Source organism: Mesorhizobium sp. PL10, from assembly GCF_053714315.1.
Genome location: NZ_JBSKBR010000005.1, coordinates 44,855 through 61,199 on the forward strand (window position 1 = coordinate 44,855; position 16,345 = coordinate 61,199).

The window sequence follows — 16,345 nt, forward strand, 5'->3', positions numbered from 1 at the left end:
CGCCGGCGCGGGCATCCGGCCATGAAAGGAAACCGATCCGGCGAGGAAAGCATGATTATCGACACCCATCTGCATCTGATCGACCTGTCGGCGCTGCGCTATCCCTGGCTTGGCGGCGTGCCGGCGCTCAACCGCGATTTTTCGCACGAAGAATATGCCACTCAGGCGCGGCGCGCGGGGATCGAGGCGGCGCTTCACATGGAGGTCGATGTCGATGCTGCCGACATCGAGGCCGAGACCAGCCATGTCAGGGCGCAGTCGCTGGAGAAGGGAAGCCTGCTCAGCGGCGCGATCGCGTCCTGCCGGCCGGAGGAGGCCGGCTTTGCCGACTATCTCGAGCGCCAGCAGGCCAATCCGTTCGTCAAGGGATTTCGTCGCGTGCTGCATGTCATGCCGGACGAGCTTTCGGACAGCGGGCTGTTTCGGGACAACATCAAGCGGCTCGCCGGCACTGGGCTGACCTTCGATTTCGTCGTTCTGCCGCACCAGATTCCGCGCGCCATCGCGCTTGCCGACCTCGCACCCGATGTCCAGTTCGTGCTCGATCATTGTGGCGTGCCCGACATAAAGGGCAATGGCGAACATCCCTGGCGCGAGCACATGGCCGAGATCGCGCGGCGCCCCAATGTGACGGCCAAGATCTCTGGCGTGGTCGCTTACGCCGACGCCGGTTCGTGGACCGTCGAAACCTTGCGCCCCTATGTCGAGCACACGATCGGCAGTTTCGGCTGGGACCGGGTCGTGTGGGGAAGCGACTGGCCGGTGTGCACTCTGGGCGGCGGCCTGGCGACCTGGGTGGCTGCGACGCATGCGCTGATCGCCGGCGCAAGCGCCGGCGAGCGGGCGAAGCTGCTGTCGGGTAACGCAAGGCGGATGTGGAGGCTGTAGTTTTCCGTCCGTGGCTGTCGCTCGCCGGGGGCTACTTCACGCCGATGCCCGCGGTCAAGCCGCCATCGATCCTGTAGTCGGCGCCGGTGCAGAAACCGGCTTTCGCCGAACACAGGAAGGCGATGAGTTCCGCCACTTCCTCCGGTTCGCCGATGCGGCCAAGCGGATGCGCCGCGCCGAAGCGTTTGTAGGCCTCTTCGACATCGGCATCGCTGCCACTCTCGCCACGCGCGGCCTTTTCCAGGATCGGCGTGCGGATCGAGCCCGGGCTGACCGAATTCACGCGGATGCCGGCCGCCGCATAGTCGAGCGCCAGCGAGCGCGTCAGCGTGTGGATGGCGCCCTTGGTCGTGGCATAGGCGGCGACGTTCTGCTGGCAGGCAAAGCCCTGCACCGAGGCGACGTTGACGATGGCGCCGCCGCCGCGCTTGATCATTTCCGGAATGCCGAAATGGGCGGTCAGATAGATCGAACCGACATTGACCGTCATTGCCCGGTTCCAGGTTTCCCAGTCGGTCGTCGTGGCGGTGCCATAGGGATGGACCGCGGCCGAATTGACGATGACGTCGAGGCCACCGAACTTTGTGACGCCAGCCGCCACCGCGTCGCGCACCTGGTCGGAGACGGAGACGTCGGTGTCGACGACCAGCGCTGCCGCTCCAGCACTTTCCAGCTGCGCTTTCATCGCCGCATTGGCGGCGCGGTCGATACCGCAGGCGATGATTGCGGCGCCACCGGCCGCAAGGCGTCGGGCGGTCGCCAGGCCGATGCCTGTGGTCCCCGTCACCAAGGCCACCTTGCCGTTGAAATCCGTCATTTTCGAAAACTCCCCCATTTTCTATCGACTCCCGTCGCGGTCCAACAATAAGTTGCCAACCTCTCGCAGAAGGAAAGCCGAAAATGGAACAATGCTGGCGCTGGTATGGACCCGACGACCCGGTGACGCTCGATCATGTCAAGCAGGCGGGCGCCAGCGGCGTGGTCTCGGCACTGCACCATATCTATGACGGCAGGGCGTGGCCTGAAGCCGAAGTGCTGGAGCGCAAGCGCATTATCGAGGAAGCCGGACTGACCTGGTCGGTCGTCGAGAGCATCCCGGTCCACAATTCCTTCAAGATCGGCGCGCCGGAACGCGAGCGCTATGCCGGCTATTATCGCGACTCGATCCGCGCGCTGGCCAAGGCCGGCATCGCCACGGTCTGCTATAACTTCATGCCGGTGGTCGACTGGACCCGCACCGATCTTGCCTACCGCCTGCCGACGACAGGGTATGCCTTGCGTTTCGATGCGATCGATTTCGCCGCCTACGATCTGTTCGTGTTGAAGCGCAAGAATGGTGCGGCAAGCTATACGCCGGCGCGTATTGCGCAGGCGGAAGCGCGGCTGAAGGAATTGCCGCCCGAGAAGATCGACCAGATCGAGCGCAATCTGATCGCCGGCCTGCCGGCGACCGAGCGCAAATATGATCGCGAGAGTTTTCGCCAGGCGCTGGCGGACTATGAGGGGATCGGACCGAAGGAACTGCGCGACAACCTCGCCTGGTTCCTGCGCGAAATCATTCCTGTGGCGGAAGAGGAGGGGGTGCGCATGTGCATCCATCCCGACGACCCGCCGTTTTCGCTTTATGGCCTGCCGCGCGTCGTTTCGACCGCCGAGGATGCGCGTTTCATTCTCAATGCCGTCGACAGCCAGGCCAATGGCCTGACGTTCTGCACCGGCTCCTACGGCACGCGCGCCGACAACAACATTGTCGCCATGGTCAAAGAATTCGCCGATCGCATCCATTTCGCCCATCTGCGCAACATCACCATCGAGAAGGACGGCTCGTTCTACGAGGCCGAGCATCTCGAGGGCGGCACCGACATGGCACATGTCATCCTGGCGTTGATGCAGGAAGAGGCGCGCCGCCACAGAGAGGGCCGCGCCGACTGGCAAATCCCGATGCGGCCGGACCATGGCCACCTGCTCGCCGACGACATCGGCAAGACGAGGATCAACCCCGGCTACTCGCTGATCGGCCGCCTGAAAGGCCTCGCCGAACTGCGCGGCATCATGCGCGCCGTGGAGACGTTCGGGCTGGCTTGAGAAGCGCCAAGCAGCCTGCGTTTCAATGCCGGCGCCGGTTCAGTGTGCCGTCGCTGTAGATCATGCGGCCGGCGCGCAATGTCGCCCGCACCCGCGCGACCGGCCGGCGATCGGCGATGACGAGATCGGCGAGAAGTCCAGGCTCGATGGCGCCACGGTCGGCAAGGCCTAGTGCAGTCGCCGGGTTGGCGCTGGTCAGCGCCGCCGCCGTCACCAAGCCGCCGTCGCGCAGCTCAGCCAGCCCAAGCACGGCCGGCAGGATCGAGGCCGGGTGATAGTCGCTGGCCAGCATGTCGAGCAGTCCTGCCTCATAAGCCTGCCGCGCCGACAGATTGCCGGAATAGGACTGGCCGCGCAGTGCATTGGGCGCTCCCATCACGGTATGCATTGCAAGCCTTCGGGCTTCCTGCGCCGCTTCCAGGGTCACCGGGAATTCGCTGAGCGTGGCGCCGAGGCCATGAACCAGTTCTACCTTCTCCAGCGTATCGTCGTCATGCGAGGCAAGCGCGACGCCATTGGCCTGCGCACGCGCCGACAGGTCCTGCAACGCGTTGAGCACATCGCCCTGGCCTTCGCGGCCGGCCATGCGATGGCCGACGACCTCGGACGCCTGGGCAACCGACATGCCGCGCTCCTTGGCGATGCGGGCGATGTAGAGCTCGACATCACGATACTGCCCCTGTCCAGGCGTGTGGTCCATCAGCGAGATCAGATGCAGCCTGCCGGCATCCATCAGCTTCTGCAGCATGGGAACCGCCTGGGTGAAGGTGACTTCGAAGCGGGCATGGATGCGGTGGTCGACCAGCAGATGGTCCTTCATCCCGGCAATTGTGTCGATGATCGCCGAGGTATGGTCTTCCGACCGCTGCACGCCGCTGGTGATGCTGGCGCCGATGAAGGAGAGCGCGGCATAGGCCGTGGTGATGCCACATGAAGCCAGCTTCTTGTCGAGTTCGGCAATGCCGATCTGCATCGGCACATGCACGCCGAGGCGCGGCTCTACTTCCTTCTCGACCATGTCGCCGTGCATGTCGATGAAGCCGGGCAGAAGCAGGCGGCCGCCGCCTGAGATGTCGGCATTTTCGACCGGCTCGTTACGGATCTCGGCAATCCGGCCATTTTCGATGCGGATGGCGCCGCTCGGGATGGTGCGGTCGCGCAGGACAATTTCGAATTCACTTAGCCACATACGATTTCTCTTCGGGGGACAGGCGATGCAGGAGGGGTTTTCGGTCGACAAGACCAGGGGACAGCCGTTCCATAACAGCTGCTTGCCCCCGAAAAATGACAATCGGTGACGGGCCTTGTGATTGACGCGAAAAGTCACGGTTCATGAAAGTTCACGGCCGCTTTTCTTCTCAAGCCGGCTGAGGGCAGCTTACCGCTCGATTGCCACCTTGACAGAAAGCTGACAATGTATCATATCCAGAAAGCTGACTATGTATCATATTATTCCGTGCAGCGATCAAGACCGGTCAAGCCGGCCGTTCCAGGGAGGCGATTGTGGGAGAGGCTGTCAGCCAGTGGAGCAATTGGTCGGGTTATGTCACGGCCAGGCCGCAGGCTTTTGCCGAACCGCAGACTCTCGATGAGCTAAGCGTTGCTATTCGCAATTCGCCCGGACCGGTTCGCTTTGTCGGAACCGGGCATTCCTTCACGCCGCTGGTCAGGAATGACGGCACCATCCTGTCGCTCGATCGCTTCGAGGGGCTGAGGTCGCACGATTCGGAGAAACTGACGGCGCGGGTCGGCGCCGGCACGAAGATCGGCGCGCTGGCAAAACTTCTGCATGGCGTCGGCCAGGCGCTGCCGAATATGGGTGACATCGACAAGCAGGCGTTCGGTGGGGCGCTCGGCACCGCCACGCATGGTTCGGGCATTACGCTCGGCGCGTATCACACCCAGCTCGAGGCGATGCAAATCGTCGATGGGCGCGGCGCTGTGAAGGAGTTCGACCGCGCCAAAAGCCGCGACATGATCGAAGCCATGGGCGCCTCGCTCGGCGCTTTCGGCGCCGTCACCGAAGTGACGATCCGCAACATGGCGAGTTACCGGATGCGGCATCGCCGCTGGACGGCGCCGATTGCCGATGTGCTGTCGCAATTCGAGCGCACAATGACGGCGCATCGCTCGGCCGAGTTCTACTACGTCCCGTTCTCCGGCCAGGCGCTGCTGATCGCCAGCGATATCACCGATGCGCCGGCAACCGTGCGTCCGCCGACGGAGGACGACGATGCCGTTACCACGCTCAGGAAGCTGCGCGACTATCTCAGCTGGTTCCCGTGGCTGCGCCGCCGTCTCATCGGCTCCGCCTTCGCGAAAGTGCCGGCAGAGGACTATGTCGAGGACTGGCTGAAGGTCTTCACCTCGGAGCGCAACGTCAAGTTCAACGAGATGGAGTACCATCTGCCGTTCGAGGAAGGGGCTGGTGCACTCGGCGAACTCATTTCGCTGCTCGAGACGCGGTTTGCGGACGTCTATTTCCCGATAGAGGTTCGCGTCGTCGCGCCTGACAACATCTGGCTGAGCCCGTTCTACCAGCGCCCGACCTGTTCGATCGCCATCCATCACGGCGTCGAGCGCGATCCGATGGCGTACTTCAACGCCGCCGAGCCGATCTTCAGGAAGCGCGGCGGCCGCCCGCATTGGGGCAAGATGCACAGCCTGACATCAAAGGAATTGAGCGCGCTCTATCCGCGCTGGAACGATGCCATGGCGGTGCGTCGCGAGATGGATCCCGACAACCGCTTCGTGTCCCCCTACATGGCCAGGCTGCTTGGCGTCGCGACATGAGCCTGACCGACACTTATTTCGCCGACCTGTCTGGCGCGCTCAGGGCGGCCGGGATCTTTCAACCTTGCCTGGTGCTCGATCTCGACCGGCTCGATCACAACATTGCTGCGATCAAGGCGAAGTTCGCCACGGGCCTCGATCTGCGCCTCGTCGACAAGTCGCTGCCTTGCCTGCCGCTCATCGAACACATCCGTGCGGCGTTTTCGACCGAGAGGTTGATGACGTTCCATCTGCCGATCAGCGCCGAAATGCTGAAAGCCTTTCCCGATGTCGATCTCCTGCTCGGCAAGCCGATGCCGGTTGCCGGCGCGAGACACTCCCTTACCAAGGGAGTGCTCGCCGGGCTTGGCGAGGCGACGTCGCGCATAGTCTGGCTGATCGATACGGAGGAGCGGCTTGCCGCCTATGGCGCGCTTGCCACGGAGCTCGACCGCGAGCTTCGCATCTGCTTCGAGGTCGATGTCGGCCTGCATCGCGGCGGTATCAGCGACCCCGACGCGTTGGCGCGGGCGGTTGCCGCGCTGGCGAAATATCCACGGCTGAAATGCGAAGGCGTCATGGCCTATGAAGCGCATATCGGCCATATCCCCAAACTGCTCGGCGGACCGGCCAAAGCGCGCGCCAAGGCCGTCAGCCTGTTTCGCCAGTATGTCGGCTGCCTCGCGGCCGACCAGCGCAGGATCCTTAATCTTGGCGGCAGCAGCACCGCGTTGCTCTATGACAGCTGGGTCGGCGCCAATGAATTGTCCATCGGATCGGCTTTCATGCTGCCGACCGATTTCGACGTGCCCAGCCTCAGCCAATTGCAGCCTGCCGCTTTCATCGCGACGCCGATCCTGAAGGTTGTCGATGTCCGGTTGCCGGGCCTCGACGAGCGCTCCTGGCTGCTGCAGAAACTAGGGCTGTTGCCGCGGCGCGGTTGTTTTCTCTACGGCGGCAAATGGATGGCCAAGCCCGTCCATCCCGCCGGGATGAAGACCGACAAGACGTTCGGCTTTTCGACCAATCAGCAATTCATGGCGTTGCCCGACGACGTCAATGTCGGACCCGACGACTACGCCTTCCTGCGTCCGACGCAGAGCGAATTCGTGCTACAGCAGTTCGGTTCGATCCAGGTCTATTCCGGCAGGAAATTCGTCGAGCAATGGGCCGCACTGCCGTTTTCGTAAATCGAAGTGGAGGAGGACACGATGGTCGCAAGGGCAGCCAAAACCCACCCCGTGCAGCCTGAATGGGCAGCCGAACTCGATCTGGCGCTCACCGATCTCGACAGCAAAAAGGTTGACTGGGCGCAGACCTCGAATGGCGAGCGGATCGGCTTGCTGCGGCAGGTCAAGGATCACATCCGCGAGGTCGCCGAAGCATGGGTCAAGACGGCGACGCGCAAGAAGGGCATCCCGACCGGCTCGCCGCTGGAAGGCGAGGAATGGCTAGCCGGTCCGGCGGCGCTGATGGATGGCTGCAACCAGTTCATCCACACGCTGAGCCTGATGGAGGGCAAGAAATTCCTCGACAGGTTGCCGGTCCGCAGCTTGCCCAACGGGCAGGTGGCGGTGACGGTGGTTCCGAATTCGGTCTGGGACAAGGTGCTGTTCATCGGCCTCAAGGCCGAAATCTGGATGCAGCCCGGCGTGACCAAGGCGAGCCTCGCCGCAAACACCGCCTCGGCCTATGACGCGCCGCGCACCAGCCGCAAAGGCAAGATCGGCCTCGTGCTCGGCGCCGGCAATGTCGCCTCGATTGCGCCGCTCGACTGCCTGCACAAGCTGCTCGTCGAACACCAGGTGGTTCTGCTCAAGATGAACCCGGTCAACGACTATCTCATCGATTTCCTCAAGCCGGCGCTGCGGCCGCTGATCGAGTTCGGCGCGCTGCGCATCGTGCGCGGCGGTGCCGATGTCGGCGCTTATCTGTGCAACCACGATCTCGTCGACGACATCCACATCACCGGTGCCGCCACCTCGCATGATGTGATCGTCTGGGGTCCCGGCGAGGAGGGTCGCAAGAACAAGGCGGCGGGCACGCCGAGGAACAGCAGGCGCATCACCTCGGAACTCGGCGGCGTGGCGCCTACCATTGTCGTTCCCGGCCCATGGTCGAATGCAGATATCGCCTATCATGCCGAACTGATCGCGACCCAGAAGCTCAACAATTCCGGCTTCAACTGCATCGCCTGCCAGATGCTGGTGCTGCCGGAGAACTGGGACAAATCCGAAGCGCTACTGGCGGCACTTGAAAAGGTGATGCAGAAGGCCCCGTCACGCCCGGCTTACTATCCGGGCGCCACCGAGCGTCTCGCCGCTTTCGAGGCGCATGCCGATTGCGTGCAGAAATTCGAGCGGCCCGGCGGGCCGGCCTGCGTGGTGGTGCCGTTCCGGCCGGGCACTGACGCCTACCTCGAAAATGCCGAAGTGTTTGCGCCGGCGCTCAGCGTCAGTCGGCTGCCGGCGGGCAATGCCGAATCCTACCTGCGCGCTGCAGTCGCCTACGCCAATGAAAAGCTGCACGGCACGCTCGCCGCCAACATTCTCATCCATCCCAAGACAATCGCCGAGATCGGGCGGCAGCGCTTCGAGGAGATCGTTGCTGAATTGCGCTATGGCGGAATCGGCATCAATTCCTGGAGCGGCGTTCTGTTCGCGCTGCTGCGGCCGACCTGGGGCGCTTTCCCCGGCCACACGCTCGACGACGTGCAGAGCGGCATCGGCGTCGTCCACAACACCTATTTGTTCGACAAGCCGGAACGCAGCGTGCTCGAAGCGCCGTTCCGCATCATGCCGAAGCCGGCGTGGTTCCTGACCCACAAAAGGGCAGATGTCGTCGGCCGCCTGATCACCGAGTTCAATTACCGGCCGAGCCTTCTGAAACTGCCGCGCATCATCTGGAACGCGCTGCGCGGCTAGCGCAAGCAGGCGAAGACAACGACAGTAAGCCGAGACAGGAGCTACGACAATGGCTGACGCGGATGCAATCATCGTTGGCGGCGGGCTGGCCGGTCTGGCCGCCGCCGCGGAACTCGGCGAAGCCGGCAAGCGCGTGATCATCGTCGAGCAGGAGGGCGGCGGTTTTCTCGGCGGCCAGGCGTTCTGGTCGCTCGGCGGCCTGTTTCTGGTCGACACGCCCGAGCAGCGCCGCTTGCGCATCAAGGACAGCCGCGACCTCGCCTGGCAGGACTGGTTGGGTTCGGCCCAGTTCGACCGGCCTGAGGATCATTGGCCAAGGAAAGTGGCGGAAGCCTATGTCGATTTCGCCGCCGGCGAGATGCGGCCGTGGCTGCACGGCATGGGCATGCGTTGGTGGCCGGTGGTCGGCTGGGCCGAGCGCGGCGGCGCGCTGGCCAATGGCCACGGCAACTCGGTGCCGCGCTTCCACCTGACATGGGGCACTGGTCCCGGCGTGGTCGCGCCGTTCGAAAGGCGCGTGCGCGAGCACGTCGCCAAGGGGCTGATCACATTGAAATTCCGCCATCAGGTCAGCCGGCTGATCAAGGCTAATGGCGCGGTCACCGGCGTCGCTGGCGAAATCCTGGAGGCGTCCACCGTCGAGCGCGGCAAGCAGTCGAACCGCACCGTCGTTGGTGATTTCGAACTCTCGGCCGGCGCCGTGATCGTCACCTCCGGCGGCATAGGCGGCAATCACGAGCTTGTCCGCAAGGTCTGGCCGGTCGAGCGGCTGGGGCCGGCGCCGAAGCGGATGGTCGCCGGTGTGCCGCACCATGTCGATGGCCGCATGGTGGCGATCACGCAGGACGCCGGCGGTGCGGTGATCAACGCCGACCGGATGTGGCACTATGTCGAGGGGATCAAGAACTGGAATCCGATCTGGCCGAACCACGGCATCCGCATCCTGTCGGCGCCGTCGCCGCTATGGTTCGATGCGCTCGGACAACGCATGGAGGCGCCGTTCTTCCCGAGCTTCGATTCGCTCGGCACCTTGAAGCGCATCCTGTCGACCGGGCACGATTATTCCTGGTTCGTGCTGACCAAGACGATCGCCTCAAAGGAGTTCGTGCTGTCCGGCTCGGAGCAGAACCTCGACTTTACGGCCAAGGATTGGCGGGCCGTGCTGAAGAACCGGCGTGGCGGCAAGGCGCCGCCATCGGTGGCGGCGTTTCTGGACAAGGGCGAGGACTTCGTCGTCCGCGAAAATCTGGCCGACCTGGTCGCCGGCATGAACGCGCTGTCTGGCGACAATCTGCTCGATTACGACCGGCTCAAGGCGCAGATCGTGGCGCGCGACCGCGAAGTCGAGCATGCCTACACCAAGGACGCGCAGGTCACGGCCATCCGCGGCGCCCGCAACTACATCGGCGACAAGATTTTTCGAGTGACTAAACCGCACAAGATACTCGACCCCAGGCACGGGCCGCTGATTGCGGTGCGCCTCAACATCCTGACGCGCAAGACGCTGGGCGGCCTGCACACCAACCTCAATTCACAGGTTCTGGACGGCGATGGCGAGCCCATTGCCGGGCTCTACGCGGCAGGCGAGGTGGCCGGCGGCGGTGGCGGTGGCTATCACGGCTACAATGCGCTGGAAGGGACGTTTCTCGGCAGCTGTATCTTCTCCGGCAGGAATGCAGGTCGGCACGCGGCCGGCAGGTGACGCCGCGAACCGGCCAACACTGCCGTCGACACCGCGACAGGCCATCATCGGGTGCCATAACGGGGATATTCCCGATGACAGAGGAGATTGTTAATCGTCCTGCGTTATCGAGAGTTTGGGGGTGAATGGATCTGGTAATTCGATCGTGTTCACGGGTCGACTATGGCAGCACTTGGCTCCCTTCCTTCCGATCTCACCTGTCGGCCAATTCGCCAGGGTGATTGGGACGGTGTAGCCGATTGCCTGTGTCGGGGCTTTCCACAACGCAGCCGCAATTACTGGATGCGCGCGCTCGACCGTTTGTCGCAGCGGCCCATCGTCGCCGATTTTCCACAATACGGCTTTGCCCTGAGGCATGCTGGCCAGATCGTTGGCGTCGTGCTGACGCTCTACGCCCGCTTCCCTAGCCAGGAAGGCGACGAAATCCGCTGCAACATTTCAAGCTGGGCGGTGGACGAGAAATTCCGCCCGTATGCAACCAAGCTGATCATGGCGGTTCTCAAGCAACGGGATATTGTAACCTACATCAATATCTCGCCGGCGCCCGCGACATTGAAAATCAACAAGGCGCTCGGTTTCCGGCTGTTTTCCGAAGGACAGTTTGCCTTTCTGCCCGTCCTGAATTCAGGGCGGCCCGGCCGCGCTGTTGAATTTCGCGCCGGCCTTGCCGAAGCAGCGATGCTGCCCGTTAACGAACGATACATACTCTCGGAACACGCCACTCTGGGCTGCCTCTGCCTGATCTGTATCTGTGATGGCGAAGCGCTTCCGCTGGTGCTGATGAAGCGGCACGTGCTGCGCGGTCTCATTCCTTGCCATCAGGTCGTCTATTGCCGTTCGGTGGCCGATCTCGGCCACTGCAGCGGCGCCATGGGGCGGTTCCTGTTGCGGCGCGGAAAGCTGCTTTGCCTCGTCGACGCCAAGGGGCCCATCCCTGGCCTGTTCGGCCGCTACTTCGCCAACAGGGGGATAAAATACTTCAAGGGCCCGAAGCCGCCGGCGCCGGGCGACCTGACCTTCACCGAGCTTGTGGTGTTCGGGCCTTGATTGCTCTTTGCACCGCCAGCTCGCGCCAGCGCGTGCCCAGCGAGACACCGACGAGCAGCAGGCAGAAGGCGAGAGCGAGGGGTGAGTAGAATGCCTCTTCCTGCAGCACGGCATTGGCCGAGATGGTGACAATGCCGACGAAGCCGAACAGGAAATCCGGGTCGCCGGTTTCGATCAGCTGCCGACGTGCCGCCATGGCGAGCGCCGCCAGGAAGCCGAAGAAGACCAGGCTGCCAATTCCCATCTGGTAGAGCATGACGCCGACTGCGCTTTCGACGGGGACGGAGGCGGCACCTTCCGCTTGCGCGGTCGACCAGCTGAGATTGATGCTGGTGCTCGACAGATTGCCGCCCAGCCCCAGTCCTTGACCGAGCGGGTTGGCAAGGAAGTCGCGTATGCCTGCCGCCAGGCCGAGCACGTGATAGTCGCCATGGGTGGCGCCATAGGCGATTGCCGCGGTCGTCCAGACCACGGCCAGGGCGATGACGCCGGCAACCGTCAGGCCGGTGCGGGAAGGGCGGTGGAACAGCCGCACGCACAGCGCGACGAGCAGCATGAATGTCGCGCCCTTGGAGCCGATGACAGCCAGCAGCGGCAAGGCGGCGATGGGCAGCAGCCAACGGCCTCTGAAGAGCAGCCACGCCGATATGATGCTGAGCGCATAGGCATAGCTGATCGAATGAAAGTTCGGACCGCCAATGCGAAAGACAGTTGGCAGGATGTCGTTGAAGAACGGCGTGTTGAAGAAGGTCGTCGTCATCACGTCCTCGAGCCCACGGAAAACGAAGCCAGTCTCCTTGAGCGCCTTCTCCCACACGCCGGTCTCGATCTGCCGCGAGATGTTACGTTCGATGTAGAGGTCGCCATGAAAGAGGCCGAGGAAATTCATCGTGAAGGTCAGTTCGACATAGCCGTAAATGACCGCGCCGGCGCCGAGCCAGAGCATGCTCTTGCGCAGGTCGATGGGATAGAGGCTGGCGGCCAGGACCGCGATGTGGAAACAGGCGAGCGGCGTGATCGTGTTGCGGAAGTAGACGACCGCGTCCTTGGGGCCACCATGCACGGCGCCCAGGGCAAAATAGAAACAGATCGTCCCGCACAGCACGATGCTCAGCAGCAGCCAGCTGCGCAATTCGATCAGCGCGCGCACTCGGTGCTGAAACGACGCCGCCAGAAAAATGCAGAAGGCGGTCATGAGGATGATGAAGTTCGTACCGCGCAGCGCATCGAACGTATCGTTGTCGGGGATGTAAGGCGTGTACCACGCCACCATGAGGTTCTGGTAGAGAAAGGCGCAGATAATCACGACAGGAATGCCGGCAGGCACCGCATTCGAAACGATCAGCGTCACTATGAACGTTACGACAATCCCGAACGGCGTCCACACCGCAAAAGCCGAAACGCCGAGCGCCACGACGATGAGCGCCATCGAGATATGCAGCAGGGCCTCGGCGCTCGATGCGCTCGGTTCGCTGAGCCCGACGCGGGGATATGCTCCGGTGACGCTCATAGCTGGCCCGCCTCGCCGCCCAGGAGGGCAGCCATCATCGAGGCGTCGAATCCTTCCGTGCTCTGCCTGTTGGCTATGAACCCAAAGCCCTGGTCGAGCTCCCAATAGGTCCAGCCGATATGATTGGCTTCGGCGGCCTCGCGTACGGCACGGACCCAGGCCGCGCGGCTTTGCGCATCGACGCAGAAATTGAGGACGCCGAATTCGTTCAGCATCACCGGGCAGTCATGAGCCGCCGACCAGCGTCCGGCCTCGGCAAAGTTCGCGGCGATGGCGGCCTCGGTCCACGGGTTGGAGAATTGGCTCTCGAGCAGCGAGGCGGCCTCTTCGTCGCCGGCAGCGCGCAATCTTGCGATGAGGTCGCGGACCGCAGCAGTATCCCTTGTCGCGGGGAAGGGCAGATTGGCCATGCGGGCGAGCGGCGACGTATCCCAGTTCTCGCATTGATGGGTGAAGGCCGTCGGTGCGTAGAAATGGATGGCGGCGATCTGGTTGTCGTCGGCCAGAGGCGGCGTATCGGCTATCTCCCATATGCCCTGGAAGCGTGCCGGGCCCCAGACCAGCGTGTGGCTCGGACATGTTGCGCGCAGCGTCTCGGCGAGTCTGTTGCGCAGCGCCAGCCAGACGCTGCGCTCCATCGGCGGCTCGTTCAGCAACTCCGGATAGACCGAGGCCGCCGGCAGATCGGCGATGACAGGACGCAAGGCCGCCCACGCCTGAACCACCTGTTCGCTTGCGGCTGCCGGATCGCGCTCGAAAGCGGCGTGAAGGTCGGCGGACGGGTGCATGTCGACGAGAACGGCAAAGCCCAGCCTGACAAGGTCGGCGACGCCATCATGGATGCGGCGGAGCCCAGCCCGGTCGCCGACCGAGATAAGATCGCTGTTCACCGGCAAGCGAATGGTTTCGAACCCCGACTGGCGCAGCTTTTCCAGCGTCGCAGTGGCGGGAGCTATACCTGCCTCGCGATCCAGCCATCCCGGAAGGTTGAAGCCGCGCGACGGAACGCTGCGCGCAGTCGTCGTGGCATGTCCCGGGAAGGGGAGGGCCGCAAGCACAGCCCCGCCAGACAGCGCGAGCGCTTGCCGCCGTGACATCACCGGCAGCGATGTCAGCACCGCCAGCACGGATCAGGTCCTCGCAGCCAAACTGCGGCGCCGATCGGCGGCGCCGGAAGGCTGCATTGGCGTGCGGGCGGCCGACTGTACGGTCTGCGGTGCGATCACCAGCGTGGCGCTGCGTCCGATCTGGGCGACGCCCAGCCGTTGCACCAACAGGGCGGCAGCGTCGGCTGCCTGCTCCGATGGGTTCAGCGCCAGCAGCGTCAGATCGGCCTGAATGAAAAACTCCGGGGACCAGGCCTTTTCGCTGAAGGCCGGGGCACTGACGAGGATGAAGTCGAAGGCGTTTCCGGTCTCGGTCAGGACGTCGCCCAAGGTCCGTCCATTTTTTTGCCCCTGCGGGCTGCAGATGGCAGTTCGCAGGCCACTGGCGCTGTCGACGAATATACCAGGGCCGTGGCCCGTCGAAGCCGATGGCTGGCCTTCGATTTCAACGACCAGCACGTTCTGATCGACCCGCTGCAGGCTGATCCCGATCAATGCGCCGGCAAGCCTTGCCTCGAGGCTGCTGCGCGTCGAGGACACGGCCAGCACAAAGGGCTTGGGATGGTCGTGCAGGCGCAGGATGATCTGCCGCATCAGCTTCAGCACGTCGCGCGAAAGCGCCTCGTCGCCGTCCTGGAATAGCGAGGCCCTGATCGCCTTGATGCCTGAAAGCGCTGTACCGGCGGCCGGCACGCGGTATTCGCCCAGACTGGCCGGAACCGGCTTCGGAGCCGGCTGGGCAACCGGACGCGATGCGTCCTGCCGCGGCTGGGCCATCGGCACCATTTCTTCCTTGGGCGCCTGCGGCTCGTCTTCGGGCCGGCGGACCGGGCCGAACGCCAGAGCGAGGCCGCATCCGGCGAGAAGTCCAAGAACCGTGCCCACCGGCAGGAGCAGGGCAGGCTTTGGCCAGGTCGGCTGCAGCGGGGGCGAGGCCTTGGCGATCGTGCGCGCCTCGGAGGTCTGGACGCCCTCCATCTGCGAGGTTTCCTTGGCGCGCTTCAGATAGTCGTCGAGGACGCCGCGTGCGGCCTGGGCGTTGGAGTCCAGCTGCCGCAGTTGCACCTGGGCGAGGCTCGAGTCGGATGACTGCTGGCGCAAAGCTTCGAGCTTGGCCTGCAACTTGCCGACATTTTGCGCTGCAAGATCGTAGCTGGCCTTCAACTGCTGCCGGATGCGGTCGGCCTCGGCGCCCATGAGCCGGTTCATCCGTTCGAGCTCGGAGCGCAGCCGCGCGATCGCCGGATGGCGCGGCCCATACATGGTTTCGAGGTTGGCGAGCTCGGCGGCGCGCTGATTGTAGTCGTCGCGCAATTTGATGGCCGAGTTGGAGGACAGGATTTCCGCCAGCCTGGCCAGACCGGCCGACGAGCTGCCCACGGCAAGCGCCTGATTGTAGCGGTCCCTTGCCTGGTCGGCGTCGCCCTGGGCGGTGATCAGTTGCGTCGTCAGCTGGTCGAGCTGGAATTGCAACGTGCCGCCATCGGTCGGATCGACGATCCGGTGCGTCGTCTTGAAATCCTCAACCGCGCGTTCGGCGTCGCTGACGTCCTTCTGCAGACCCTTGATCCTGTCGTTGAGGAGGGAGTTGACATCGCTGTTGGCGCCTTCGCGTTCTCCTGCAAGGCCGGTCCGGTAGCGCTCGACGATGGCGTTGGCGATGCGCGCGGCCGTCTGCGGTGATTTCGAGGTAAAGCTGACATTGATGACATAGGTGAGCCCTTCGCGCTCCACCGATACCGCCTTTTGAAAACGCTTGAAGGTCGCGTCGCGCGTGGCCTTCTGATTCGATCCGAGTATCGAAAACAGCCGCGATACCAGGCCGCGGCCCGAGAATTCGGGGTCGCTCGCCACCTTTTGACCGTCGAACACGTCTCCCAGCAAATCCTCCGACTCAATGACGAAGACCTGGCTGGCAATGGCGGCGCTGTCGGAGCCGATGCCGGGAAGAACATTGTTGAAATTGGTGGAACGCGAATCGCGCGGGTCGATCAGGATCGAGGCCGTTGCCGTGTAGCTCGGGCTGGTCACGGCGAGATAGAGCACCGTCAGCAGCAGCACGGCACCTGTAATGACAAAAATCATCAGGCGACGGCCCCAAAGAATCGCCCATAACGCTGCGATATCAAACAGCGGTGGAAGCGTGCGATCGTCGATGTTGGCAGGACTCATCATTTTTCCTCTGCAGAGTCACTTCACTCTACACCTCGCACTATTTCCCATTATCGTTAGCCCTTCGTTAAGGTTACCAAAGCGTTTCACCTTTGTATGCGGGGGCGCCAGTAACCATTCGCCGCGTTCGGGCTGGCGC

Annotated in this window: 12 protein-coding genes; 7 read left to right on the forward strand and 5 right to left on the reverse strand. The window is 63.6% G+C overall.

The annotated features are described in order from the left end of the window. Positions 1 to 51: 51 nt before the first annotated feature. Entirely contained in the window at positions 52 to 888 is an 837-nt protein-coding gene (locus ACWGTO_RS10130) for an amidohydrolase family protein (protein ID WP_454574718.1), read from the forward strand. A gap of 31 nt (positions 889 to 919) precedes the next feature. On the opposite strand, the gene ACWGTO_RS10135 is transcribed toward ACWGTO_RS10130, so the two are convergent. Then, a complete protein-coding gene (locus tag ACWGTO_RS10135; RefSeq protein ID WP_454574719.1) occupies positions 920 to 1,705 on the reverse strand; it encodes an SDR family NAD(P)-dependent oxidoreductase in 786 nt (261 codons plus the stop codon). A gap of 83 nt (positions 1,706 to 1,788) precedes the next feature. Here ACWGTO_RS10135 and uxuA point away from each other — a divergent pair, with 83 nt between their 5' ends. Then, positions 1,789 to 2,973, forward strand: coding sequence for a mannonate dehydratase (uxuA, locus tag ACWGTO_RS10140; RefSeq protein WP_454574720.1), 1,185 nt, complete (start codon positions 1,789 to 1,791; stop codon positions 2,971 to 2,973). 22 nt (positions 2,974 to 2,995) lie between these two features. Here uxuA and ACWGTO_RS10145 read toward each other — a convergent pair whose 3' ends face one another. Beyond that, positions 2,996 to 4,162, reverse strand: a complete 1,167-nt coding sequence (locus ACWGTO_RS10145) for an alpha-D-ribose 1-methylphosphonate 5-triphosphate diphosphatase (protein ID WP_454574721.1) — start codon at positions 4,160 to 4,162, stop codon at positions 2,996 to 2,998. Between the two features lie 314 nt (positions 4,163 to 4,476). Between ACWGTO_RS10145 and ACWGTO_RS10150 the strand changes: the two genes are divergently transcribed. The 5 genes from ACWGTO_RS10150 to ACWGTO_RS10170 all read left to right on the forward strand — a co-directional run bounded on the left by ACWGTO_RS10150 (position 4,477) and on the right by ACWGTO_RS10170 (position 11,418). Further along, a complete protein-coding gene (locus ACWGTO_RS10150) occupies positions 4,477 to 5,766 on the forward strand; it encodes a D-arabinono-1,4-lactone oxidase (RefSeq protein ID WP_454574722.1) in 1,290 nt (429 codons plus the stop codon). Beyond that, entirely contained in the window at positions 5,763 to 6,935 is a 1,173-nt protein-coding gene (locus ACWGTO_RS10155; protein ID WP_454574723.1) for an alanine racemase, read from the forward strand. Before ACWGTO_RS10150 ends, ACWGTO_RS10155 begins: the two co-directional genes overlap by 4 nt. Positions 6,936 to 6,956: 21 nt before the next feature. Further along, positions 6,957 to 8,669 carry an aldehyde dehydrogenase family protein gene (locus ACWGTO_RS10160; RefSeq protein WP_454574724.1) on the forward strand — a complete coding sequence of 571 codons (1,713 nt, stop codon included), beginning with the start codon at positions 6,957 to 6,959 and terminating at the stop codon, positions 8,667 to 8,669. Positions 8,670 to 8,718: 49 nt separating this feature from the next. Beyond that, positions 8,719 to 10,371 carry an FAD-binding dehydrogenase gene (locus ACWGTO_RS10165; RefSeq protein ID WP_454574725.1) on the forward strand — a complete coding sequence of 551 codons (1,653 nt, stop codon included), beginning with the start codon at positions 8,719 to 8,721 and terminating at the stop codon, positions 10,369 to 10,371. A 282-nt stretch (positions 10,372 to 10,653) separates the two neighbouring features. After that, entirely contained in the window at positions 10,654 to 11,418 is a 765-nt protein-coding gene (locus ACWGTO_RS10170; protein WP_454574726.1) for a hypothetical protein, read from the forward strand. On the opposite strand, the gene ACWGTO_RS10175 is transcribed toward ACWGTO_RS10170, so the two are convergent. From ACWGTO_RS10175 to ACWGTO_RS10185, 3 genes are read right to left on the reverse strand one after another with little or no spacing between them, the layout of a single operon-like run. Continuing rightward, positions 11,390 to 12,928 (reverse strand): hypothetical protein, encoded by a 1,539-nt coding sequence (locus ACWGTO_RS10175; protein WP_454574727.1) that lies wholly within the window; start codon positions 12,926 to 12,928, stop codon positions 11,390 to 11,392. The two genes, ACWGTO_RS10170 and ACWGTO_RS10175, sit on opposite strands and share 29 nt — an antisense overlap. Then, entirely contained in the window at positions 12,925 to 14,055 is a 1,131-nt protein-coding gene (locus ACWGTO_RS10180) for a glycoside hydrolase family 5 protein (RefSeq protein ID WP_454574728.1), read from the reverse strand. Before ACWGTO_RS10180 ends, ACWGTO_RS10175 begins: the two co-directional genes overlap by 4 nt. A gap of 3 nt (positions 14,056 to 14,058) precedes the next feature. Next, a complete protein-coding gene (locus ACWGTO_RS10185; RefSeq protein WP_454574729.1) occupies positions 14,059 to 16,206 on the reverse strand; it encodes a GumC family protein in 2,148 nt (715 codons plus the stop codon). Positions 16,207 to 16,345: the final 139 nt, after the last annotated feature.

Bases quoted from the DNA above. Each gene is read 5' to 3' on its own strand.
- uxuA (WP_454574720.1), top strand. From the start codon at position 1,789: ATGGAACAATGCTGGCGCTGGTATGGACCCGACGACCCGGTGACGCTC.
- ACWGTO_RS10170 (WP_454574726.1), top strand. From the start codon at position 10,654: ATGCGCGCGCTCGACCGTTTGTCGCAGCGGCCCATCGTCGCCGATTTT.
- ACWGTO_RS10135 (WP_454574719.1), bottom strand. From the start codon at position 1,705: ATGACGGATTTCAACGGCAAGGTGGCCTTGGTGACGGGGACCACAGGC.
- ACWGTO_RS10185 (WP_454574729.1), bottom strand. From the start codon at position 16,206: ATGAGTCCTGCCAACATCGACGATCGCACGCTTCCACCGCTGTTTGAT.
- ACWGTO_RS10130 (WP_454574718.1), top strand. From the start codon at position 52: ATGATTATCGACACCCATCTGCATCTGATCGACCTGTCGGCGCTGCGC.
- ACWGTO_RS10165 (WP_454574725.1), top strand. From the start codon at position 8,719: ATGGCTGACGCGGATGCAATCATCGTTGGCGGCGGGCTGGCCGGTCTG.
- ACWGTO_RS10160 (WP_454574724.1), top strand. From the start codon at position 6,957: ATGGTCGCAAGGGCAGCCAAAACCCACCCCGTGCAGCCTGAATGGGCA.
- ACWGTO_RS10175 (WP_454574727.1), bottom strand. From the start codon at position 12,928: ATGAGCGTCACCGGAGCATATCCCCGCGTCGGGCTCAGCGAACCGAGC.
- ACWGTO_RS10155 (WP_454574723.1), top strand. From the start codon at position 5,763: ATGAGCCTGACCGACACTTATTTCGCCGACCTGTCTGGCGCGCTCAGG.
- ACWGTO_RS10145 (WP_454574721.1), bottom strand. From the start codon at position 4,162: ATGTGGCTAAGTGAATTCGAAATTGTCCTGCGCGACCGCACCATCCCG.